This window comes from Salmonella sp. 32100201201700099SM, from assembly GCF_017572645.1.
Taxonomy (GTDB): Bacteria; Pseudomonadota; Gammaproteobacteria; order Enterobacterales; family Enterobacteriaceae; genus Salmonella; species Salmonella enterica.
On record NZ_JAGERQ010000001.1, the window covers coordinates 352,699 to 376,287 of the forward strand.

The 23,589-nt window shown below is 51.5% G+C and carries 20 protein-coding genes and 3 pseudogenes; 11 read left to right on the plus strand and 12 right to left on the minus strand.

What is annotated here, in order from left to right:
- The first annotated feature begins 2 nt into the window (after positions 1-2).
- Both J4685_RS01800 and srfC read left to right on the plus strand, forming a co-directional pair.
- Entirely contained in the window at positions 3-2,984 is a 2,982-nt protein-coding gene (locus J4685_RS01800) for a virulence factor SrfB (protein ID WP_011233043.1), read from the plus strand.
- Positions 2,981-5,125 carry a virulence-associated effector SrfC gene (gene srfC / locus J4685_RS01805; RefSeq protein ID WP_000165623.1) on the plus strand — a complete coding sequence of 715 codons (2,145 nt, stop codon included), beginning with the start codon at positions 2,981-2,983 and terminating at the stop codon, positions 5,123-5,125. Before J4685_RS01800 ends, srfC begins: the two co-directional genes overlap by 4 nt.
- Positions 5,126-5,169: 44 nt before the next feature.
- Here the strand turns inward: srfC and J4685_RS01810 are convergent, their stop codons facing one another.
- Positions 5,170-5,343 (minus strand): GhoT/OrtT family toxin, encoded by a 174-nt coding sequence (locus J4685_RS01810; protein ID WP_001522647.1) that lies wholly within the window; start codon positions 5,341-5,343, stop codon positions 5,170-5,172.
- Between the two features lie 198 nt (positions 5,344-5,541).
- On the opposite strand from J4685_RS01810, the gene yncL reads away from it, so the two are divergent.
- Positions 5,542-5,637 (plus strand): stress response membrane protein YncL, encoded by a 96-nt coding sequence (gene yncL, locus J4685_RS01815; RefSeq protein WP_001103198.1) that lies wholly within the window; start codon positions 5,542-5,544, stop codon positions 5,635-5,637.
- Positions 5,638-5,741: 104 nt separating this feature from the next.
- Here yncL and patD read toward each other — a convergent pair whose 3' ends face one another.
- From patD to J4685_RS01840, 5 genes are all read right to left on the minus strand, one after another.
- Positions 5,742-7,187, minus strand: coding sequence for an aminobutyraldehyde dehydrogenase (gene patD / locus J4685_RS01820; RefSeq protein WP_000158083.1), 1,446 nt, complete (start codon positions 7,185-7,187; stop codon positions 5,742-5,744).
- A gap of 114 nt (positions 7,188-7,301) precedes the next feature.
- Positions 7,302-8,726 carry a GntR family transcriptional regulator YdcR gene (gene ycdR, locus J4685_RS01825; protein ID WP_000760692.1) on the minus strand — a complete coding sequence of 475 codons (1,425 nt, stop codon included), beginning with the start codon at positions 8,724-8,726 and terminating at the stop codon, positions 7,302-7,304.
- A 135-nt stretch (positions 8,727-8,861) separates the two neighbouring features.
- On the minus strand, positions 8,862-9,632 hold the full coding sequence (locus J4685_RS01830) for a M15 family metallopeptidase (protein ID WP_000237710.1): 771 nt from the start codon (positions 9,630-9,632) through the stop codon (positions 8,862-8,864).
- Between the two features lie 261 nt (positions 9,633-9,893).
- Positions 9,894-10,124 carry a hypothetical protein gene (locus J4685_RS01835; RefSeq protein ID WP_001637891.1) on the minus strand — a complete coding sequence of 77 codons (231 nt, stop codon included), beginning with the start codon at positions 10,122-10,124 and terminating at the stop codon, positions 9,894-9,896.
- A gap of 32 nt (positions 10,125-10,156) precedes the next feature.
- Positions 10,157-10,555, minus strand: a complete 399-nt coding sequence (locus J4685_RS01840) for a hypothetical protein (RefSeq protein ID WP_000747901.1) — start codon at positions 10,553-10,555, stop codon at positions 10,157-10,159.
- Positions 10,556-11,083: 528 nt separating this feature from the next.
- On the opposite strand from J4685_RS01840, the pseudogene sifB reads away from it, so the two are divergent.
- Positions 11,084-12,033: pseudogene (gene sifB, locus J4685_RS01845) on the plus strand (SPI-2 type III secretion system effector SifB).
- A gap of 273 nt (positions 12,034-12,306) precedes the next feature.
- Positions 12,307-12,537: a DUF2554 family protein gene (locus tag J4685_RS01850; RefSeq protein WP_000956438.1), complete on the plus strand. Its 231-nt coding sequence runs from the start codon at positions 12,307-12,309 to the stop codon at positions 12,535-12,537.
- On the opposite strand, the gene J4685_RS01855 is transcribed toward J4685_RS01850, so the two are convergent.
- Together J4685_RS01855 and J4685_RS01860 are read right to left on the minus strand one after the other, a co-directional pair.
- Positions 12,538-14,502: a peptidase U32 family protein gene (locus tag J4685_RS01855; RefSeq protein ID WP_001249743.1), complete on the minus strand. Its 1,965-nt coding sequence runs from the start codon at positions 14,500-14,502 to the stop codon at positions 12,538-12,540.
- A 78-nt stretch (positions 14,503-14,580) separates the two neighbouring features.
- Positions 14,581-14,829: pseudogene (locus J4685_RS01860) on the minus strand (cupin domain-containing protein); the annotation flags it as partial.
- Here J4685_RS01860 and J4685_RS01865 point away from each other — a divergent pair.
- A pseudogene (locus tag J4685_RS01865) lies at positions 14,819-15,658 on the plus strand (benzoate/H(+) symporter BenE family transporter); the annotation flags it as partial. The pseudogenes J4685_RS01860 and J4685_RS01865 overlap by 11 nt on opposite strands.
- Before the next feature lie 53 nt (positions 15,659-15,711).
- Here the strand turns inward: J4685_RS01865 and J4685_RS01870 are convergent.
- From J4685_RS01870 to tehA, 3 genes are all read right to left on the minus strand, one after another.
- Positions 15,712-16,380: a DUF3313 domain-containing protein gene (locus tag J4685_RS01870; protein ID WP_001259024.1), complete on the minus strand. Its 669-nt coding sequence runs from the start codon at positions 16,378-16,380 to the stop codon at positions 15,712-15,714.
- Positions 16,381-16,535: 155 nt separating this feature from the next.
- On the minus strand, positions 16,536-17,132 hold the full coding sequence (gene tehB / locus J4685_RS01875) for a tellurite resistance methyltransferase TehB (RefSeq protein WP_000218276.1): 597 nt from the start codon (positions 17,130-17,132) through the stop codon (positions 16,536-16,538).
- Entirely contained in the window at positions 17,119-18,132 is a 1,014-nt protein-coding gene (gene tehA / locus J4685_RS01880; RefSeq protein ID WP_001243994.1) for a dicarboxylate transporter/tellurite-resistance protein TehA, read from the minus strand. The genes tehB and tehA overlap by 14 nt, the downstream gene beginning before the upstream one ends.
- A gap of 106 nt (positions 18,133-18,238) precedes the next feature.
- Here tehA and ydcK point away from each other — a divergent pair, with 106 nt between their 5' ends.
- The gene (gene ydcK / locus J4685_RS01885) at positions 18,239-19,219 is read left to right on the plus strand and encodes a YdcK family protein (RefSeq protein ID WP_000170590.1); all 981 of its coding nucleotides are present in this window, start codon (positions 18,239-18,241) and stop codon (positions 19,217-19,219) included.
- Here ydcK and rimL read toward each other — a convergent pair.
- Positions 19,216-19,755, minus strand: a complete 540-nt coding sequence (gene rimL, locus J4685_RS01890) for a 50S ribosomal protein L7/L12-serine acetyltransferase (protein ID WP_000229312.1) — start codon at positions 19,753-19,755, stop codon at positions 19,216-19,218. The genes ydcK and rimL overlap by 4 nt on opposite strands.
- A 216-nt stretch (positions 19,756-19,971) precedes the next feature.
- Here rimL and J4685_RS01895 point away from each other — a divergent pair, with 216 nt between their 5' ends.
- From J4685_RS01895 to sgcQ, 4 genes are read left to right on the plus strand one after another with little or no spacing between them, the layout of a single operon-like run.
- Positions 19,972-21,090 (plus strand): M42 family metallopeptidase, encoded by a 1,119-nt coding sequence (locus tag J4685_RS01895; protein WP_000144634.1) that lies wholly within the window; start codon positions 19,972-19,974, stop codon positions 21,088-21,090.
- Positions 21,087-21,368 (plus strand): PTS sugar transporter subunit IIB SgcB, encoded by a 282-nt coding sequence (sgcB, locus tag J4685_RS01900; protein ID WP_000976132.1) that lies wholly within the window; start codon positions 21,087-21,089, stop codon positions 21,366-21,368. Before J4685_RS01895 ends, sgcB begins: the two co-directional genes overlap by 4 nt.
- Positions 21,369-21,378: 10 nt before the next feature.
- Positions 21,379-22,692, plus strand: coding sequence for a PTS sugar transporter subunit IIC SgcC (gene sgcC / locus J4685_RS01905; RefSeq protein ID WP_000460835.1), 1,314 nt, complete (start codon positions 21,379-21,381; stop codon positions 22,690-22,692).
- A 13-nt stretch (positions 22,693-22,705) separates the two neighbouring features.
- Positions 22,706-23,512, plus strand: a complete 807-nt coding sequence (gene sgcQ, locus J4685_RS01910; protein ID WP_000118612.1) for a BtpA family protein SgcQ — start codon at positions 22,706-22,708, stop codon at positions 23,510-23,512.
- The last annotated feature ends 77 nt before the right edge of the window (positions 23,513-23,589 follow it).

The following is a 23,589-nucleotide window of genomic DNA, read 5'->3' on the forward strand; positions in this document are numbered from 1 at the left end:
TTATGTTGGTCAATCTGTGTGATTACAAACAGAGCGTCACGCTCATTGCAAACAGCGGCGTCCAGTTTCTTGATTTTGGCTTAACGCCGCAAGAGTCGGCCCACTACGGACGTTTTGTGCGCAAAACGGCAAACGGCCCGCTACTGCGCCTCGATTTTGATCTGACCAGCGGGCGCTACACGTTGCCTGGACGTGCTGGCGGCCAACCCGAAGTCGTGAAACCGGAAAGCACTCAGACGCTGCACTATTCTCTGGATGTACTCGACGGGATCTGGCTTCCCCTGCCGTTCCTGCGTTTTAATCCGCCGCGTACCTTTATTGACGGGCCGGATAACTGGGCACGCATTCAGGCACGTAAACTCAGCGAGCCAGATAGCGCCGGAAACACACACCGGATCACCCTCGCCTTCGACAGTCAACTGGCAAAAAATATGCCTGCGGCGTTGGCGCCTTGCGAAAACGATCTGCTCAATGGCACACGTTTTGCGCTCGCCTGGCGCGATGAAGAAGTTGCCGATTTTCTTGACCAGACATGGATTGACGGCTGGCTGCGCGAGTCGTTTCTTCAGTATGCCTCACAGGTGGAAAACCGTTCGGAACAGGCCATACAACAAGCGCTGCGTAGCTTTGAGTATCAGGCGCACTGGTTGAATTTACTGACGCTGTTAGGCGAACAGCTTACGGTGCCGGAAGTAAAGTTTGTGACACATACGTTAAGCACGCCCGCAATCCCGGTCGATCTGATTCTGGATGTCGGCAATACGCATACCTGCGGCGTCTTGATCGAGGATCATGGCGATGCGAATGACGGGTTACGCCAGACGGCAGAGCTTCAGGTGCGTTCTTTAAGCGAGCCGCAGTATCTGAACGATCCTTTATTTACCAGCCGGGTGGAATTCTCGGAAGCACGCTTTGGCAAGCAACACTTTTCTGTCGAAAGCGGACGAGACGACGCCTTTGTCTGGCCTTCCATTGTGCGTGTGGGCGACGAGGCTCGCGCCCTTGCTATGCAGCGTGTGGGCACCGAAGGCAGCAGCGGCATCTCCAGCCCGCGTCGCTACCTGTGGGATGAAACCCCCGCCTTGCAGGACTGGCGTTTTAGCCAGATCCACGGTAAAACGCAGCGCGAACCGCTTGCCACCGCGTTTCCGCTGATGAATCTGATGAACGATGACGGACAGCCGTTATTCCGCCTGCCGCATGAAGAAAGGCTACCGGTTTTTTCGCCGCAATACAGCCGTAGCACCTTGATGACGCATATGTTGTGCGAAATTCTGGCTCAGGCGCTGGGGCAAATTAACAGCGTCGCCACCCGGCTGCGGCTCGGCTTTCCCGCCTCGCCGCGCCAGCTACGCACCCTGATTTTAACGCTGCCTTCCGCCATGCCGAAACAGGAGCGAGAAATTTTCCGCCAGCGAATGTTTGAAGCGCTGGCGCTGGTCTGGAAAGCCATGGGCTGGCATCCGCAGGATGAGGATTTCACCACGCCTAAGCAGCGTGAAAAAAGCGTGGTGCCGGTACCAGAAATACAGATGGAATGGGACGAAGCAAGTTGCGGCCAACTGGTATGGCTTTATAACGAAGCCATTTCGCATTACGCCGGGCGTACCGAATCCTTTTTTAATGCGCTGGCCAGACCGGATCGCCAGCCTGAACCCGGCGTCGTCCCCGGGCGCGCGTTGCGCGTGGCATCGATTGATATCGGCGGCGGCACGACGGATATGGCGATCGTTCACTATCAGTTAGATGACGGCGTGGGGGCCAATGTAAAAATTACGCCTCATCTCCTGTTTCGCGAAGGTTTTAAAGTCGCCGGGGACGATCTGCTATTAGATATCATTCAGCGTTGCGTACTCCCTTCCCTGCAAACGGCGTTGCAACGGGCAGGCGTTACGGATGCCGCCGCCCTGCTGGCGACCTTATTTGGCGATTCGGGACGAATTGATACTCAGGCCATTTTGCGCCAGCAAACGGCGCTGCAATTATTTATGCCGCTGGGCCATGCGGTACTTTCCGCCTGGGAGCAAAGCGACATTAACGATCCGTTTGCTGGTTTACATGCAACATTTGGCGATCTGCTGATCCGCCGCCCAACAAGCAACGTGATGAACTATATCCAGCAGGCGATCGATCATGCCTTACCGTCTGGTTCGCCGACATTTGATATATTCAATGTGCCGTTGCAAATTCAGTTTAGCCAGCTTCAGGAGGCTCTGCTGGCCGGTCAGTTTACGCTGACAACGCCGCTTCATGCGGTCTGCGAAGCGATCTCCCACTATCACTGCGATATCTTGCTGGTGACGGGGAGACCGACCTGCTTACCCGGCGTACAGGCGCTCATCCGGCACTTACAACCGGTGCCGGTTAATCGCATTGTGTGGATGGATAAGTATCAGGTACATGAATGGTATCCCTTCAGTCAGCAAGGGCGTATCGGCAATCCAAAATCCACTGCCGCGGTGGGCGCGATGTTATGCAGCCTGGCGCTGGACTTACGTCTGCCGCGTTTCAATTTTAAAGCGGCTGATATCGGCGCGTATTCGACTGTGCGTTATCTCGGCGTACTGGATAATACCGTTAATACGCTTCGCGATGAAAATATCTGGTATCACGAGATCGATTTGGATAAACCCGGCGCAACGCTGGACGCACGCCTGCATTTTCCGCTACGCGGCAACGTGACGTTGGGCTTTCGTCAACTGGCGAACAGTCGCTGGCCTGCAACCCCACTCTATTGCCTGAGCATTAATTCCGCCGAACTGGCGAAAACCATCGCTGGCGACGGCGTACTGAATGTCCGACTGAAATTACGCGGCAGTAGCAAAGATAGCGCCCCGGAATCGTTCATATTAAGTGATGCCTGGCTCCAGGACGGGACGCCGGTCGCCGCCGATGCGCTGACATTAAAATTGAATACGCTGGCTGACCGCCGCCACAGCGGCAGCCACTACTGGATAGATAGCGGGAGTGTATACCTGAAATGACAAAACCGTTAAACGCCACCCAGGCTGTTATCGAGTGGGTTAACAACACGCGCCGTTACGCAACGCGACTGGATGACGAAGCCGACGCTCTGCTGGCGCAACTTACGCTTGCCGCGGCGGATGAGTCAGCGCTCAACGCCGCCTGCGCATCACATGGCTGCGTCGGTCTGTACGGGTATGCGCAATCCGCAAAAGCGCATCTGTTAACGACGCTATGCGGTAACGAGAATGGCAAGCTGGAAATTATCACGCCGGACCGTGACTATGATTATTTCAGCCACATCAACCCGGGTCATGCGCCAGCGAATATGGCTATTCGCTTTACGCGCGACATTTTTTCAAACGAGAGCGGCTGGCCGTTGCGCCTGTGCTTGATCAGTGAAGCCGAACTGGTGCAGATCTTTATTGCCTGGACCAGCGCGTCCCCCGTTTGTCGCCAGGTCGAAAAATCCATTATCACATCACGCCTGGAGAAATGGCAATCGCTTCGCCAACCGCAGCCCGTCCCCGGCGTTACCGCTGAAGAGGTTGCGACCATCGCGAGTTTCTGGCGCTCTTGCCTGCCGTCCGCCAGACAACATATTGATGATGCGACATGGCAACACTTTGCCTCGCTCTTGCCTGCGTTGGATCTCACGACACGGGCGCACGCCTGGGCATTACTGTGGGGAGAGCAACCAGAGATCACCCAGCAATGGCTGGCGCTGGCACATATGTTGCAACAAACCGGCCATGCCGAGGAACTGGCGGCGCCGCTCAGCCTGCTGGTCGATCATTTTGGCTTACCGGCGGAAAACTTCCTGACGCAAATGGCGCTAACCGCCAGCGATACGCAAAGCGATGTGGTGGTGCATCCGGTTAAGGAAGGCCGACTGCTCAATGCGGTCAGCCTTTCGCTTGATTCTCTGGCGCTGCTTACCCGCGAACTGGTGCTAACCGTTGAAAACAGCGTACTGGATAACGTTGATTTACTGGATATTCCGGTCGCGCCAGACAGTCATCCTCATCCGTTATGGCGGACGAAATTAGGCTGGATGCTGGCCCATTACCGTCAGCAGATACAGCCCGATGTTCTGGTGATTTGCAATGCTCTGGTATCTCGCTCGCAAACGTCCACTGCCGCCCGTCACTTACTGGAGTGGGTTAACGCCACGCAGCCGCAGCATGAATCAGCGTTACCCGGCGTCGTCTGGGCTATTACTCCACAGGATGCCCGTTTTGCCACCCAGCAAAATCTGGATGAAGCCGTCCAGCAGTTGATGGGTAAACCTGGCGTGCATTGGGGAACGTTGCAGGCGCTGGATAAACACAGTATGCAGCGTTTGGTGGAGTGGTTATCGCAGGCGACATCGGCACCACAGCGACAGGCGCGCTTACAGGCGTTACGCGCACAACTACGAGGCCGCGTGCGCGATCTGTTACCGATGTTTGATGACGCGCGGCTATCGGTTGAAACCGTGATCCGGCGTCTTCAGGCCCAGGCCGCCAGACATGGCGACCTGCTGGCCGGGCTGTTACCGCCGGTACAGAACTTCGAAGCGTTGCTGCGCACCCGACAGTCGCGAGAAGAACAGGTCAGCGGTTTATTTAATGACGCGATCGATCTCTTTGCCGACGAACCAACGCGCGCTTCAGCGTCAGAAGGTCATGAAACAGGCTACCAGGCGCACAAAATGTGGATCAGTCATCTGCGCCAGTGGGCCCACTGCCGGGATAATGCGCAACGTCTGGGGCTGGAACCGCAGATGCTCAACGCCGTGGCGGAGATTTTAATTACCGCCAGCTATCGCCTCGGTTTACCTCAGCAGTTACAGAAAACCATGCAGCGCGAGGAGGTGAGCGGCGCGCAGCTTCATGCCATCATTGGTAACTTCATCGCCTGGCTCGGCTACGCAAATATCGAGGAGGCCCAACGCCCGGCCAGCCGCGTTCAGAAAGGCGCAGCCATTTTCGCCGCAACGCCGCGTTCGACAATGTTACGTCTAACAAAGCTTGACGAACAGCCCGTTCACGCCGCCAGCCGCTATGTCTATGACTGGCTTGTTGCGCTGTATACCCTGGCCAATGAGAACGCAGGTTATCGACATCCGCAGGACGTTACCGACGTAGACAGAGAGCAATTACTTGCCCTGATAGCCTGACCTGGCGGAAAAACCATGCCCGGTAACCTGTATCGGGCTTGAGGTCAGAAAAGCGAAAACAGCAATGCGACGGGGAAACTTATCGGCCATGTCGCGCCAACCAAAAAGGCGCTCAGGAAACGAATTCGTTTTTTGTCATGAGTCAAAAACCAGGTGATCAGGAATGATATCACCGCCATGACGGCGTAAAAAATTAATATCTTTTGAAAGAGGGTCATATCAGGCATCCGCGCCAACCAGAGGAAAAAACGCGCGCAATATGCTCTTTTTATTTGACACACATCAAGGTTTATCAGCCTTGACAGCAAAACGTTCTCAATGCACGGCTCCGCTCACAGAATATCCTGTTTACGTATTATTGCGGATCTCGCCAACCCGTACTATACCCATAGGGGTTATGATGAAAGGTGGCGAAAATGAATGTTTCCAGTAAAACCGTCGTGCTGATTAATGTCTTTGCTGCTGCAGGACTTTTGGGTCTGATCTCGTTGAGATTCGGCTGGTTTGCTTGAGGTGTTCAACCTTTGAGTACTTGCTGCGCATGTTGGCGGGGAGGTCCCCCTCTCCGCCGATACCCGCCTATTTTTTCATGATTTTTCTGAACAGTAAATGATCCTTAATGCTTAACCATGATGTGGCGGACAAGGGTGTAGTCTTCCAGACCATACAATGACATATCTTTGCCGTATCCCGACTGTTTTTGCCCTCCATGCGGCATCTCGCTAACCAACATGAAATGGGTATTAATCCAGGTACAGCCATACTGCAATCTGGCGCTAAGCCGGTGCGCCCGCCCAACGTCCTGAGTCCAGACGGAGGATGCCAGACCATAGCGAGAATCGTTGCCCCACCTCAGAACCTGATCTTCATCATCAAAGACGGTTATACTGACCACCGGGCCGAAGACCTCGCGTTGCACGATGGCATCTTCCTGTTTTGCGTCTGCCAGCAACGTCGGAGCGAAATAGTAACCTTTACCTTCCGTTTGACTTCCGCCAGTAATCACACGGATATGGCTGAGGGCCTTCGCCTCCTCTACAGCCGCTGTGACGCGCTTCAGGTGCGCCAGCGAACTTAACGGCCCCAGCTCTGTCGACTCATCCTCCGGTGCGCCCATTTTCAGGCTGCTCACCGCGTTCCCCAGCTTTTCGACCAGCGCATCATAGATACCGCGCTGCGCGTATATACGGCACGCTGCAGTACAATCCTGTCCGGCATTATAGAAACCGAAAGTCCGGACGCCTTGCGCCACCGCATCCAGATCGGCGTCATCAAAAACAATCACCGGGGCTTTACCACCGAGTTCCATATGCGTACGTTTTATCGCTGGCGCAGTATGGCGCAGAATATGCTCCCCGGTCGCGATAGAACCGGTTAAAGAGACCATGCGTACTTTTTCATGGCCGGTCAATACATCGCCAACAGTTTGCCCTCGTCCGAACAGGACATTGAGCACCCCAGGCGGAAAGATATCCTTCGCCAGCGCGGCAAGTTTAAGCGCCGTCAGCGGCGTGATTTCAGAAGGCTTAATCACCACACAGTTACCTGCCGCCAGCGCAGGCGCCAGCTTCCAGGCCGCCATCATGAGCGGATAATTCCACGGCGCGATAGAGGCAACCACGCCAATCGGGTCCCGGCGGATCATCGACGTATGCCCTTCCAGATATTCACCCGCCGCCAGTCCACTCAAACAACGGGCCGCGCCGGCAAAAAAGCGAAAGACATCCACGATTGCCGGAATTTCATCATTAATTACGCAGTGCAAAGGCTTACCGCAGTTTTGCGATTCAAGCCGGGCGAACTCAAGGGCGTTTTGCTCGATGCTGTCCGCCAGTTTTAACAGACATTCCGCCCGTGCTTTGGGTGTGGTCTGCCCCCATTCGGCAAACGTGTTAACGGCGGCCTGCACTGCGGCGTCAATCTGCGCGGGCGACGCTTCCGCAATCTCAAGTATGACCTCGCCTGTCGCCGGGTTATAAACAGACTGCCTTTCTCCCTCGCCGTCCACCAGCACGCCATTAATCAGTAATTGATATTGCATAGCATTTTCCCATATCGTCATTAATCGATTTCCGGCGAACGGGCCGCCGCTTTCCTAAAAATAGACGGCGCGCCAGATGCTCACCCGGCACACTCGGGAAATTTAGTCAGGTTGTGAGCTGACACGCATTCCACCTCACACAAGGCTTTTAGCGCTCAGCATCTCGCGAATCAGGCTGCCAAGCTGTTTTACGGCCTGTTCTTCCCGTTCTCCCCAATGCCATGCGGTGTTAAAACGAAAGAAACGCGTCCAGGCGCCGGACGTTGAAAACATTTTCCCCGGCGCGATACTGATAAGGTGTTCAAGCGCTTTGGCGCTAAGTTCACCGGCATCAAGCTGCTCAGGTAGCTCCAGCCAAAGAAAATAACCGCTATCGTTATGGTGAATTTTTACTTCCGCCGGGAGATGGCGCAAAAGGGTTTGCCAGGCTTGCTGTTTACGTTCGGCAAGCTGCCTTCGCAATCGTCGCAGATGCGCGTCATATCGACGTGTCGAGAGATAATCCACTAACGCCAATTGCATGGGGGAACTGGTGGATAATGTGCTCATTAACTGCAAACGCTGAATTTGTCTGGCATGGCTTCCTCCCGCAACCCAGCCAATGCGAAAACCGGGAACCAGACATTTGGAAAAAGACGAACAATGCAACACGGTATCGTCGCGATCCCATGCTTTGGCAGGCAGAGGTTTCTCGCGGCCAAAGTAGAGTTCGCTATAAACATCGTCTTCAATTAGCGTCACGTTATGGTGCGTGAGTAACGCAACCAGCCGCGCTTTTTTCTCAGCACTCAGCGTGAACCCTAACGGATTCTGGCTGTTGGTCATTAACCAGCACGCTTTCACCGGATATTCCTGTAACGCCTGTTCCAGCGCCATAAGATCGATACCTTCTTTAACATCGGTAGGTATCGACAACGCTTTCAGGCGCAATCGCTCCAGGGCCTGTAGCGCACCGTAGAAACAGGGGTTCTCCACCACCACCCAGTCTCCCGGCGCCGTCACCGCCTGTAAACTAAGATTCAACGCTTCCAGCGCGCCGGCGGTAATGACAATCTCGTCAGGAGAAACGGTAATCCCCTGCTGCGCGTAACGGCGTGCTATCGCATAGCGCAATTCTGCATTACCTGGCGGCAAGTTTTCGATGACGCTCATTGCCGTCGCGGTTTTACTGACCTGCGCCAGAGAGCGGTTCAATTGCGGCAAGGGAAACAGACGCGGATCGGGAAACGCTGAGGCAAAGGGCACCACAGAGGTATCACGGCTCGCCTGCAGCATCTCAAAAATATAGGTATTGATATCTACGGCTTCATCCCGAATAACGTGCGCTGCCGTCGCGACTGACCGACAAACCGGATGCGGCGCGACATAATAACCAGATTGCGGACGGGCGATAATCCGTCCCTGACTTTCCAGCAACTGGTACGCATGACCGACAGTCATAAAACTCATGCCGCTACTGGCGACCTGCTCCCTCAGCGAGGGTAATCGATCGCCGGGTTGCCAAACGCCAGAGGCGATTTGTTCTCTAATTTGCTCCGCCAGACGTTGATATTTTTTCATTATTCGATCTCATTGAGCGCTGCTTACAGGTGGCAACCGCAGTGTATATCAGTTGTTAAAATTAACAATGATTTGCTAACTGTTATGGTGCTTTCCAACAGGCGTAATGATTAGATTTCGCAACAAAACGCCGTTTCAGGGTCTCTGCTTAACGGGAAAGTCAAACCAGGTGTTCGGGTATGGTTCATGAGTAAGAGAGAAGTGCCACCATTCAGTATCCAGTGGCGTAAAACCCGCATCACGCATCAATGTTTGTAATAACAACCTATTTGCGCGTTGCTGAGCGGTAAGTATGACATTATCGGGATGGGATAACGGACTAAAACAGTCAAAGCCGGTACCAAAATCCAGACTATTATCTGGCGAGCGTTGCGCCGCGGACGCAGTACAATTCACCAGTGGTCGTCCGGGATCGTATATTGGTATTTTACTGTCAAGTGGAACAATCGTTAGATCAAGCGTACTTCCCCGACTGTGGCCGGATCTGGCGGCAAGATAACCTTCCTCAAACAGACGATTTTTCTCTACCTGCGGATAAAATTCGTTTTTCATTTGGTTTTGAGAAGGATCTTTGGCCCACGCGATAAAGTCGTTCACTGCGCTTTGCGGACGGTAGCAATCATATATTTTTAAGGTAAGTCCGAAGGGGCGTAAACGATCGGCGACCTGCTTTACTGCGTTTGCGGCTGGTCGTGTTAACAGGCAAACAGGCGCGTTATAGCCTTTAATGGGGCGACCAATAAAGTTATGGGAACTGAAGTATCGCATGTCTACCTGTACGTCGGGGGCGACCGTAGTAATATCGACAAAGTCTTTTGGCTGGTGGAGATCAATATGGTTTTCAGCTGATATTGCCTGAACGGACAACAGGCTGAACAGGAGGAAAGAAGATACGCATTTTACCATATGTTACACCTCGCGAGAGTCACAGGGGTGATTATGTATTTGAGCAGGTAAAGATTAGCGGACAGCGCTTAAACAGATGGTTAAAATAAACATCATTCCCCCCCTGTAATCTGTGCCTTATTACAAACGGAGAGGTTATATTTTGCTTATATGGCCATTACGCCGCCTGTTCTATACCCAAAATAATTCGAGTTGCTTAAAGGCGGCAAGGGAGTGAGTCCCCAGGAGCACAGATAACGATATGTTTTCACAAAGGCGAGTCTACCTGACCAGAAAGGATATTTGATAATCAGTAGTACAGTTGTTGTCGCCTTCCATAACTAAATAACATTGTTTCGCCAAAGATAAGACCACTATATAGTCAGGAAGGCAATTAGTGAGGAACACGTCGATTGTCGGCGATAATGCACTGAAATTACGATTCACTGCAGTTGTGCAAACACATAGAATCCCCCTCGAACCGAGATAATTCGGTCTGCTGGTCATAGCCATTATTCAGTAAGACCGCAGGTTGCAGCGGCGGATCACGGGCGTGAAGAAAAATCCTGTGCCCCAAATTTTTTGGACAAGCGCTGAACCTGCCGTATACTTTTACTTAACGTACACTCCGCCATAAAAATAAACCCTGCGATGATACCGTAATGCCACAGGCATAACTTAAGGATATGCCATAAATCAAGCGAAGCATGATTTAACTTCTCAGTAATTGCGATAGTCTGTACAAATATTATGGGATGAAATAATAAGACGCCTAACAAAAATATCCCTGCCACGATCATGGCAAGTAACTGGAAAAAAGCCCATCCGATAACGAAACGGTAAAGTAACAGCAATAATAGCCGTCCACATTTTCTTAGCCATTCTGACTGCAAAATGCCCCAGGATGCTGTCTTTTCGTGAATTTCACCATCTGATTTCTTCATTTTGAGCCTCCTCGCAGGTTTTTATAATTTTATCACCTAACTGGAAATAAACCCGTCAGCTAATCGTTACAACAAATATAATTAAGACAAAAACTAAAGAGTAAAGGCATTTATATCATAAGTACTATCAGCATAGGCCTCCTGCCCTGCCGCTAAATATCTCATTGTTGTTAGCCTAATAATACTTTCAGTTTAACTTCTTATAAGACAATTTGTACACGGTTGAGCAACAATTTACTTTCTCTAAAAATAATATAGCGTGTAATTAAACATTACTCATGGTATATGATGATGTGAGAATTAAGAAAACCATTTTACTTTCATTCGTTTTACCTGACATACTTCATGGCCAGGAGGCGTGGACTGACTAAAGCCACGGGTCGATTTTAACAATAATGTTGACGGTTCAGGACAAAGCAAAAATCAGGTGTTTCACCGATAGGCAAACCGATGGGCAACATGGGATAATATTTCGAATACCACCTATTCCAGTAATGAAGTATCATATAATCACTTGTGGTCTACATTATGCCAATTACTATCGGGAGAGGGTTTTTAAAGAGTGAGATGTTTTCTCAAAGTGCTATCTCTCAACGCTCCTTCTTTACGTTACTATGGGAAAAGATTAAAGATTTTTTTGTGACACGCAAAGATCCACTGCCGATCAATATATAAAGGAATTGTGTGATGTTGCCTCTCCGCCTGACGCGCAACGTTTATTTGATTTATTTTGCGCGTTATATGAATTATCATCACCATCATGCAGAGGAAATTTCCATTTTCAGCACTATAAAGATGCTGAGTGTCAGTATACAAATCTCTGTATTAAAGATGGCGAAGATATTCCGTTATGCATTATGATACGTCAGGATCACTACTATTATGAGATAATGAATAGAACAGTGCTCTGTGTTGATACTCAGTCTGCCCACCTGAAAAGATATTCTGATATTAATATAAAAGCTAGCACTTATGTTTGTGAACCGCTATGTTGCTTGTTCCCTGAGCGGTTACAACTCTCGCTATCCGGCGGTATAACATTTTCCGTTGACCTAAAAAATATAGAAGAGACGCTTATCGCCATGGCAGAAAAGGGTAATTTATGTGACTGGAAGGAACAGGAAAGAAAAGCCGCCATCTCCTCCAGGATTAATCTGGGCATCGCACAAGCAGGTGTAACAGCTATTGACGATGCTATCAAAAACAAAATAGCCGCAAAGGTTATTGAGAATACTAACTTAACGAATGCAACATTTGAACCAAATTATGTACAAAGCTCAGTTACTCAAATTGTTTATTCATGTTTGTTTAAGAATGAGATACTAAGGAATATGCTGGAAGAAAGTTCCTCTCATGGCCTGCTATGTTTAAACGAGCTTACTGAATATGTAGCGCTACAAGTTCATAACAGCCTTTTTTCTGAAGATTTATCTTCACTCGTTGAAACAACAAAAAATGAGGCTCATCACCAGAGTTGATCACACCATAAATAGTATGGATTTACAATCCCCTGGCAATACCAAAACCATCTAATACAATAACTTTAAATATATACTCCCAGGGAATAATGGATTTACTATGGAACGAATTGGCTCGTTATTTTTATAATTGACATACTGAGTATAAGTATATTTTCTCATACAACTTATCGCACTTATTGACAAACCGTTTTCGCTAATTTGAAGTGTGGAATAATAACTCAAAGAAATTATTGGCATCATAGCCTCACGACGTAACTGGAAGGTGGCATGATGCTTACAAAAACGTTATCAGTAGTTTTACTGACCTGTGCGCTGTTTTCAGGCCAGTTACTGGCGAAACAGCAAGACCACGCATTCGTATGGTTTGCGACGGGAGGGCACCAGCTTAGACACGAAGCCGACAGTGATGAATTACGGGCGGCAGCGGAAGAATCCGCGGAAGGCTTGCGCGAGCACCACAACTGGCAGAAATCGCGCAAACCAGAGAGCTATTTTCGTTAATTAAACGCCCCTGCGCTTCGGCAGCGTTTTCATCAGCGCTTCAGGGCTCACTGAAGCGACAACGCTGCCGGGCTGGGGCATTTTTAAGATGTGGTTTTTAATTTTGCCAATGACATGCATTTCGCAAGGGCGGCAGTCGAATTTTAGCGTCAGTACCTCATCGCCATGCACCAACTGCATCGGCGTGGCTTTCCAGCTCTTAATATTTCCTTTCGCCTGCTTAGGACAAAGGTTGAACGCAAAACGCAGGCAGTGTTTGGTGATCATGACCGGTACCTCGCCCTTCTCCTGATGCGCCTCATAGGCCGCATCAATCAATTGTACGCCGTAACGGTGATAAAATTCCCGCGCTTTGTGGTTGTAGACATTAGCGAGAAAGCTGAGATGCGTTTGCGGATAGACCGGCGCAGGCTGCGCCACGGGTTTCCGACGACCTCGTTGATAATGGGCCAGCCGCGCCGCGTCAAGCATATCAATCGCCTCCCGACGGAACTGATTGAGCAGGCTATTTGGCACGAACAACGCCGCCGGTAATGTCACCTGCATATCACGCGCGTAGTAAGGCGTCTGTCCCAGCTTCGCCAGTCCGGCTTTTAGGTTATTCAACGCTTTTTCAGAGTTGTTGGCTTCCTCAAATACCCCGTCAAGCGTATGCGTGATGCAGACACCGTCTTCACTGGTCAGCGTCAGAATAAGCTGTTCCTGCCAGCCGCCCAGCATGATATCAACCGCCACACGGCGCTCACTGGAGGTTTTTGTCAGCGCTTGCTGCCAGTTATGATCCAGATTACGATTCAACGGATGATGCGGACGGACTTTATGCAGGTCGGCAGGCATATCATTTGGCCAAACGCGGTAGCGGTTATGACCGGTTTTCTCCACCGTATTGGCGCGAAAACCTACCACTTCACGCTTAATCAACACGTTCAGACCATCGCCATTCGCCAACGGCTCCGTCGCTTCTACATCGAGATAATCCTTCGCCACATTCAGCACCTCACCTACCGGCAAGCCAATAAATTTTGGTGAATCAAATGCGCCAATATCACCTTTACGCGCGTTAACAAAATAGTCGGTGCTGCCGCGATGGAAGGTTTTTTCCGTGGAGGGAACAAAAAAATGCTCGGTCCGACCAACCGATGCACGCGCCAGATCGCCACGTTGCTCGATAATCGCGTCCAGCATCTGACGATAATGCGCGGTGATGTTTTTGACATAGCTCATGTCTTTATAGCGCCCTTCAATCTTGAAGGAACGTACGCCTGCATCGATTAACGCGCCGAGGTTAGCCGTTTGGTCGTTATCTTTCATCGATAGCAAATGTTTTTCGTAAGAGACCACCCGCCCCTGATCGTCTTTTAACGTATACGGTAAGCGACAGGCTTGCGAACAGTCGCCCCGATTGGCGCTGCGCCCGGTTTGCGCATGAGAGATATAACACTGCCCAGAATAAGCGACACACAGCGCGCCATGAATGAAGAACTCAATCGTGGCGTCAGTAGCCTGATGAATAGCCGCTATCTGACTCAAATTAAGCTCGCACGCCAGTACAATCTGTGAAAAACCGACATCGGCAAGAAACTTCGCTTTTTCCACGCTGCGAATATCACACTGTGTACTGGCGTGAAGCTCAATCGGCGGGATATCCAGTTCCAGAATGCCCATATCCTGCACAATCAGCGCATCCACCCCGGTGTCGTACAAATCGGTGATTAACCGCTGCGCGGGCTCCAGCTCATCATCATGCAGGATAGTATTCAGCGTGACAAAAATCCTGGCGCCGTAACGGTGAGCAAACGGGACCAGATCGGCGATATCGCGCAGACTGTTACTGGCGTTATGACGCGCGCCAAAACCGGGTCCGCCGATGTAGACGGCATCTGCGCCATGCAAAATCGCTTCGCGAGCAATTGCGGCGTCACGGGCCGGACTTAACAATTCGAGATAGTGAGGTTGCTGGCGCATACAGTCTTTCTTATCCAATAGCAGCGAAATGGCGGCTATTGTAGTCAGAAGCGCAAACTAACGAAATAGTTTTCCCGCTTAATCACGTGGGTAATGGATCAGCGAGTGAAAATGAACCGTCTGGTCACTACTGTTGCGATAGGTATGCGCCGTATCGCCGGCAAAACGCAAACCTTTACCAGCGTCTATTGTTTGCCATACCCCACCAGTACACATGTCCAGCCGACCCTGAATCACCACCACATGTTCGATAACGCCGGCTTTATGCGGCGTTGATTCGCTGACCGTGCCAGGCGCCAGCAATAGAGAAAAATAGTCAAAACAGATGCGGATAATCCCCCATTTTCTTGCCGCCGCAATGCTGGCGGGAATACTGCTACGCTTCGGCCTGCAGGCGTTCGGGACGCTCAACGGAGAGTTTGTCATGTGCGGCGGTATGCTATTGGCGTGGCTACTCTTTAAAGTATTCGCGCCCCGCTATGCCGTTATTGCTGCCATGGTGATGGGAATAACGGTGGCGCTCATCCAGGGTAAGGTGGCGATGAGCGGTATTCATTTCGCGCCGGTGTGGCCCACCTTCGTTCCCCCCCACTTTTCATTCGCTCAAAGCCTGAGCGTCGCGGTACCGCTCTTCCTGGTGACGATGGCATCGCAAAACGCCCCCGGCGTCGCCACAATGAAGGCGTCTGGCTATCAGCTTCCTGTCTCTCCGTTAATGATTTTTACCGGCTTGCTGGCGCTGCTGCTTTCGCCATTTGGCGTTTATTCTATCTGCATTGCCGCCATTACAGCCGCCATTTGTCAAAGCCCGGACGCGCACCCCGATCCAACGCGTCGCTGGTTAGCGGCCGCCGCCGCAGGCGTTTTTTATTTACTTGCCGGGTGGTTTGGCGGTTCGATAACCGCGCTGATGGTCGCCCTGCCGGTTAGCTGGGTGCAAATGCTGGCTGGTCTGGCACTGTTAAGTACGATTAGCGGTAGCCTGTATCAGGCGCTTACTCACGAAAGTGAGCGTGACGCGGCAGTTATCGCATTTCTCGTCACCGCCAGTGGGCTAACGCTGATGGGCATCGGATCGGCATTCTGGGGGTTGATCGCTGGCGGGATAGGCTACGCAGTATTAACGAGAACGCGCCGCCCATCGTTGTCTGGCTGATGGCGGCCGCTAATCTGCCGGGGTTTGCGCCATCTTGCGATGGCGCCGCAGAATTATTTTTTGTTAGTGTCAAACATAGAGGTATCCGTCGCCATATCATCCACAACCTGTTTCAACGTCTCAAACGCCATTGGCGTACTGGAATTACTCAGGTCTTTACCTTCGCCCTGGCGCACTACCTTGACGACCGGCTTGTTGGTCGCGGCATCTATCAGCTCACCCTCAAAATAGAGGTGGGTATCCATGGCCCGGTGGCCCGTCGCCATTTGCGTGCCCGCCACAATCAGCGCTACAGGGATCACCTCATAGAATTGCAGCCCTTCTTTGCTGGTATCCACGCCCGTAATCGCCCCGCGGAAAATCAAACTGCGCGGCCCTGGCGTCGTGACCAGCGGTTTGCGCTGTTCAATTGCTGATTTTACTTTAGTGTTCGTATAAGCCAGCAGTTTATCAAGAACTTGCTGCCCGACCTGGGTCGTTGGTTTGGGGACGGGATAGTATGTTATCGGATTGTAAACAATACTGTCATAGTTAGAGTCATTGAAATGTGGATCTACCCAGCGCAACACCGGTTTCCCCGTGGCGGAGGTAGTTTCCTGCAGGTCCGAATAATTTTTTAAGAATCCAGAATACTTATCCGGCTGTGTGACTTTAGACGCACAGCCGGATAACGCCAGCAAGCCAGTAAGCACTGCAACTTTAAATAAAGTATGAGTACGCATGAAACGATCCCTTTAGTCTTCGCAATGATGCAAAGGAAATAATAGCAAAACGAAATCATTCTGGATGCACTAAAAATGGTAACGACAGCACAATTTGAACGCAGCGCCCGACAAAAAAATGCCGAACGCAGCGAGACTTACAGAACTTGCATCGCTCAGGCCGTTTTTCTCGCCAGCATCGTAGCAAAGCGCAGTTTGATACGGTTGCCGTTTTCGTCCGTGCGGTGAAGCTCGCCGACATCTTCGTTGTATTTCAGCATGTCCCATCCTTCGTAATAGCGGCGTAATTCGCCTTCTTTAAAAGCGAACGGGAATCCCACCGTACAGGGAAAGTCCGGCGTATCCATTGCCGCAACAATCAAATTATACCCGCCGGGTTTTGTGCAGCGTTGCATATTGGCAATTAAACCGGGAATGGTTTGCGCCTCAAGAAACATCATAACCACCGTCGAGAGAATAAAATCGTACTCGCCGTCAAAGGTCAATGTATTCAGATCGACAATGTCGGTTTGCAGATTATCCAGCCCTTCTGCCGCTTTAATACGCTCAAGGTTAGCCATACTGGCCGGATTTTTATCCCACGCGGTAACGTCATAACCGTTCGCGGCCAGATACAGACTATTACGGCCATTGCCACATCCCAAATCCAACGTTCGACCCGGCGCGACAACCTTTGCCGCCGCCAGCACATCCGAATGCGTGCGGGTTAAACCGTATTTCTCAGTAAAGTAATTTTCGTCACGAACGGTCATTTTTTTCCTCCGTTTTCAACAGTGCAGCGCGCTCAGTGCGAATAAGCAACGTCCCCTGCACCAGCAATAGAAATGTACGAACCAGCAATAAGGCGATAATAGCGTTCGTGAAAATAAACAGCGGGACGGCCAGAATATGGAAAAGCCCTGATTCACTACCGTGACCAAGATGTAACCCCGTGGTCGCCAGCGCGGAAACGCCGAACGAAAAACTCCAGAAGGAAGCATTAAACGGTTGTGATAAATACCAGGGCATTAATCGCAGCATAAATAAAAGCTGTAACAGACCGTAGCCGAATAGCATTTTCGCCAGCGTGTCGCCTTCCCCGCCATTGACGCTCAGCCAGGCGCTACAGGCGACCAGCGCGGGCGCCAGTTGGATACCCAGCGACGTTCGCAGCACCGCCGGTAATTCGCCGCAGCTACGCAGTCGCTGCAAAATAACCGGTTCCAGGCTTAACCACGAAAAGACGCCTGCGCCTAAAAACACCAGTCCGGCATCATTGTAGCCGAGCGCTCCACAGGCCATGGCGCTGATAAAATTATTCGCTACCGTGGGCAGATAAAGTCCTGGGGTTGTCGCTTCTTCCGGATGCGCTCCGCGCCAAAGTCCCGCCGTCTGCCAGGCGGCATACGCCAGTTGTATGACGACCCCCACGCTGAATAGCGCAACGGCCAACGGGCGATACCAGGGAACGAAACCGATCGCGACCAGCATCGTGGTGGCGGGAAACAGGCTGACAAAACTGCTCATTACCGGATGTCGCACTTCAGCCATCACGCTATGGGGAAAGCGCGCCAGACGGCTAAGGAACGCCAAGGTCAAGAGTGCCCAAATAATCATCGCCAGGATCACCATGATGTCGCCGGGCCAGTGGCTTATTGCCCATATCTGGCTGGCATAACGCCAGGCGAATCCCATACCGATAGTGCCAAGGACGATGCCAAAATAGCCCGCAGGCAGATTGAGCACGCGATCGCTCTGCTTGTGATTACGCATTTTGTTTAATTTATAAAGTATATTTGAAATGCATTTTATGGAATTTCTGGTTGTTTCGCCAGTACCTTTGCTACGGTTATCTTAATCGTTCACACGGAATTTCCCTATGACCAAATATCGACTGAGTGAAGGACCTCGTGCTTTTACTTATCAGGTAGACGGTGAGAAGAAAAGCGTCTTATTACGACAAGTTATTGCCGTAACGGATTTTAACGATGTTAAAGCCGGAACCTCCGGCGGCTGGGTTGATGCCGATAATGTGCTGTCACAACAGGGGGATTGCTGGATTTATGATGAAAACGCGATGGCCTTTGCGGGCACGGAAATTACGGGGAACGCGCGTATCACGCAGCCGTGCACGCTCTACAATAACGTGCGAATAGGCGATAACGTCTGGATTGATCGCGCTGATATCAGCGATGGCGCGCGGATAAGTGACAACGTCACCATTCAGTCCTCTTCCGTGCGCGAAGAGTGTGCGATTTATGGCGATGCCCGCGTGTTAAACCAGTCAGAAATTCTCGCCATTCAGGGACTAACGCATGAACATGCGCAGATTTTACAAATTTACGATCGCGCCACCGTGAACCATTCGCGGATTGTCCATCAGGTACAGCTTTATGGCAACGCCACTATCACTCACGCTTTTATTGAGCACCGGGCGGAGGTCTTTGATTTCGCGCTCATCGAAGGCGACAAAGACAATAATGTCTGGATCTGTGACTGCGCCAAAGTCTATGGCCATGCGCGGGTTATCGCCGGCACAGAGGAAGATGCGATCCCTACCCTTCGCTACAGCTCGCAGGTAGCGGAACATGCGTTAATCGAAGGCAACTGTGTGTTAAAACATCATGTGCTGGTAGGCGGACATGCTGAGGTACGCGGAGGTCCGATTTTACTGGACGACCGCGTGCTGATTGAAGGCCATGCCTGTATACAGGGCGAAATTCTGATTGAGCGCCAGGTCGAGATTAGCGGACGGGCGGCGGTGATAGCCTTTGACGACAATACTATTCACCTACGCGGCCCAAAAGTGATCAATGGCGAGGATCGTATTACGCGTACCCCCTTAGTCGGTTCCCTTTAATCCGCATCAATAATGCGGGCATACATATTAACGTCGTGATAGTCGCCGTTAAGATACTCTGCCTGTTTCATACAGCCTTCCAGCGTAAAATGGTTGCGCCGTGCGACCGCGTTACTGGCCTGATTATCAACGCGGCATTTAATGACGAAGCGCCGAATATCGCCGCGCCGGGCATAATGTGTCATCAGCGCCTGTAATGATTGCGACATTATCCCTTGTCCCTGGAGGGACTCATCCAGCCAGTAACCGATATAGGCGGCTTTGTTTACCGGTTCGATGGCATTAAATGAGAGTACGCCTGCCATCTCATTCTGGCAGAAAATCAGGTACATTTTGGCGTAACCACGCTGGTGTAACAGCATATTACCCTGCACATGCTTACGCGTTTCCTCTTGCGACGTGACATATTGCGGCCAGTCGAGCGACTGTTGTAGCCACGCTTTGTTTTTGAGTACCAGTTGGTGCAGCGCCGGAACATGACTTTCATCTGCCGCTCGCAGTTCCAGCGTCGTGCTAACAGGAATAATTTCCACCATCGCGTTGCCCTTCTTCGTTGTTGGTCGTAATCACATAAATAGCCTGGTTTACCGATAACCCGCAGGTGATATGAGCGTTTTTATTGTATCGCCATCACATTATTTTTTATTGGCCATATTTAGCGTATTTCCGCGTGACACATTTCACACTTATCCAACCATTCTCCGCCTATAAAACGCTCAACGACTGATTGTTTTATCACCACGGAGACGCCAATGACCTTTTCTGTGCAGGAAACGCTTTTTTCTTTACTGCGGCTAAACGGGATTTCAGGACATGAAAGCAGTATTGCAAACGTTATGCAGCACGCGTTTGAGCAGCAGGCCAAAGACGTCTGGCGGGATCGCCTGGGCAATGTCGTCGCCCGTTATGGCAGCGACAAATCCGACGCGCTTCGCCTGATGATTTTTGCGCATATGGATGAAGTCGGTTTTATGGTACGCAAGATCGAACCCTCCGTCTTTTTACGTTTTGAACGCGTGGGCGGCCCGGCGCAAATTACTATGCCCGGTTCGGTCGTGACGCTTGCCGGACGTTCAGGCGATATCATGGGCTGTATCGGTATTAAAGCATATCACTTCGCGAAGGGTGACGAGCGCACCCAGCCTCCCGCGCTCGATAAACTCTGGATTGATATCGGCGCAAAAGATAAAGCGGATGCCGAACGAATGGGTATTCAGGTGGGGACGCCAGTAACCCTTTACAACCCGCCGCACTGTCTGGGCAACGATCTGGTGTGCAGTAAGGCGCTGGACGACAGGCTGGGGTGCACGGCGCTACTGGGCGTCGCCGAGGCTCTCGCCTCCACACCGCTCGATATCGCGGTGTTCCTGGTCGCGTCGGTACAGGAAGAGTTCAATATTCGCGGGATTGTTCCCGTTTTACGACGCGTGCGCCCCGACCTGGCGATTGGTATTGATATCACCCCATCCTGCGACACGCCTGACCTGCAGGATTACTCGGATGTGCGGGTCAACCACGGCGTCGGCATCACCTGTCTGAACTATCACGGACGCGGTACGTTGGCGGGACTGATTACGCCGCCGCGTTTGCTGCGGATGCTGGAGACCACCGCGCACGAAAATAATATTCCCGTACAGCGAGAAGTCGCGCCAGGCGTCATCACTGAAACCGGCTACATTCAGGTTGAACTGGACGGTATTCCCTGCGCTAGTCTTTCTATTCCCTGCCGCTATACCCACTCGCCAGCCGAAGTCGCCAGCCTGCGCGACCTGACTGATTGTATCCGTTTACTGACTGCGCTGGCCAATATGTCGCCAGAACAGTTTCCCATTGAGCCTGAAACAGGCGCTACACAAGAGGCACGACCATGATGAAAAAGATCCTTGTGGCATGTGGTACCGGCATGTCGACATCAACCATGATTGCACAAAAACTGCAGGACTTTCTTGCGGAGCAAGGCATTGCGGCAACCACGGCGCAATGCTGTCTGAATGAGATCCCGTTGAACTGTAACGGTATGGATCTCATCGTAACGTCCATGCGTACGCACAGTGACTATGGCATCCCGACGCTCAACGGCGCCGCCCTGCTGACAGGCATCAACGACGACGCATTAAAACAAGAAATCAAGGCGCTGTTAACACAATAAAGGGGGCATTATGTTTGATTACATCCTGTCTCTCGGCGGCACCGTTTTTGTGCCCATCATTATGATTATCATCGGCTTAATCTTTCGTATTCCCTGGCTGCAGGCAGTGAAAGCCGGGGTGACGGTCGGCATCGGTTTTGTCGGCATGGGGTTGGTGATCGTCATGGCGATCGACAGTCTCAGTCCGCCGATTAAAGTGATGATTGAGCGTTTTGGCCTGACGCTGCATGTGTTTGACGTCGGCGCCGGACCCGCATCCGGCGTCGGCTATGCGACGGCCATCGGCGCGATGATCATTCCCGTTATCTTTCTGCTCAACGTCGGTATGCTGGTGACTCGACTGACCAAAACCATGAACGTTGATATTTATAACTACTGGCACTACGCCATTACCGGAACGGTCGTCCAGTTGATGACCGGCAGTCTGATTTATGGCGTACTGGGCGCGATTTGCCACGCCGCCTTGTCGTTGAAAATGGCCGACTGGACGGCGAAACGAGTACAGAACATTGTGGGTCTGGAAGGGATTTCTATTCCGCAAGGGTATGGCTCCAGCTCCGTGCCATTGTTCGTATTGCTGGATGCGATATACGAAAAAATACCGTTTATGAAGGGACGCAATATTGACGCTCAGGAGATCCAAAAACGGTATGGGATGGTCGGCGACCCGGTGATCATTGGCGTTGTTCTCGGGCTGATCTTCGGACTTGCTGCAGGCGAAGGCTTTAAAGGGTGCGCAACCTTAATGATTACCGTGGCGGCGATTATGGTGCTGTTTCCGCGCATGATTCGCCTTATCGTTGAGGGATTAATGCCCATTTCCGATGGCGCGCGTAAGTTCTTCCAGAAACACTTTAAAGGGCGCGAAGTCTTTATCGGTCTGGATACCGCAGTGACGTTAGGCCACCCGACCACCATCGCGGTTGGACTGTTGTTAATTCCCATCATGTTAATTCTGGCGAGCATACTGCCGGGCAATAAAGTCCTGCCGCTGGCTGATTTACCGGTCGCGCCATTTTTTATCTGCATGGCCACGGTTATTCATCGCGGCGATCTGATTCGTACTCTGCTCAGCGGCATCATTGTCATGATTACCGTTCTGCTGATCGCCACCCAGTTCGCGCCGTACTTTACCGATATGGCGCTCAAAGGCGGCTTTAGTTTCGCCGCTGAAAACGCGCAAATTACCGCGCTGTCGGTGGGAAACATGTTTGGCTGGTCAATATCTGAATTGATGTCGCTGGGCATGATTGGCGTGGTGATTGTGGTCGGCATTGTCGCCAGCATCATACTTGTCTTACGTAAACGTGAACTACCGGAATAAGGAGCAACCCAGAATGAGTTGGCTAAAAGAGGTAATAGGAACGGAAAAAGCCGTTATCGCCATGTGCCATTTACGGGCGCTGCCGGGCGATCCCGGGTTCGATACAAAGAAAGGCATGAACTGGGTAATTGACCGCGCCCATGACGATTTAATGGCGCTACAAAATGGCGGCGTGGATGCGGTGATGTTCTCCAATGAATTTAGTCTGCCCTATTTAACAAAAGTCAGACCGGAAACGACCACCGCGATGGCAAGAATTATCGGTCAGTTAATGAGTGAAATTCGCGTACCGTTTGGGGTAAACGTGTTGTGGGACCCTGTGGCCTCTTTTGATTTGGCGATGGCGACCGACGCAAAATTTATTCGCGAAATTTTCACCGGTGCTTACGCCAGCGATTTTGGCGTCTGGGATACGAATGTCGGCGAAACCATTCGCCATCAGCATCGCATCGGCGCAGGCCACGTGAAAACGCTGTTTAACATCGTGCCGGAAGCGGCGGTGTATCTGGGAAACCGGGATGTCTGTTCAATTGCGAAATCGACCGTATTTAACAATAACCCCGATGCCCTGTGCGTCTCAGGCCTGACGGCGGGCGCTCGCACGGATAGCGCCATACTGAAGAGGGTAAAAGAGACCGTCCCCGACATGGTCGTGCTGGCGAATACCGGGGTGTGTCTGGAAAACGTCGAGGAGCAGCTCTGCATTGCCGACGGATGCGTAACGGCAACCACGTTTAAAAAAGACGGCGTCTTCGCCAACTTTGTCGACCAGGCGCGCGTGGCGAAGTTTATGGAGAAAGTACGCCATATCCGACAATAAAATGGGGATAAGCAAAACGCTTATCCCCTGCAGAGAGCGATAACTCTTCTGCCGATCTCCGTCGCCTTCGCCAAAAG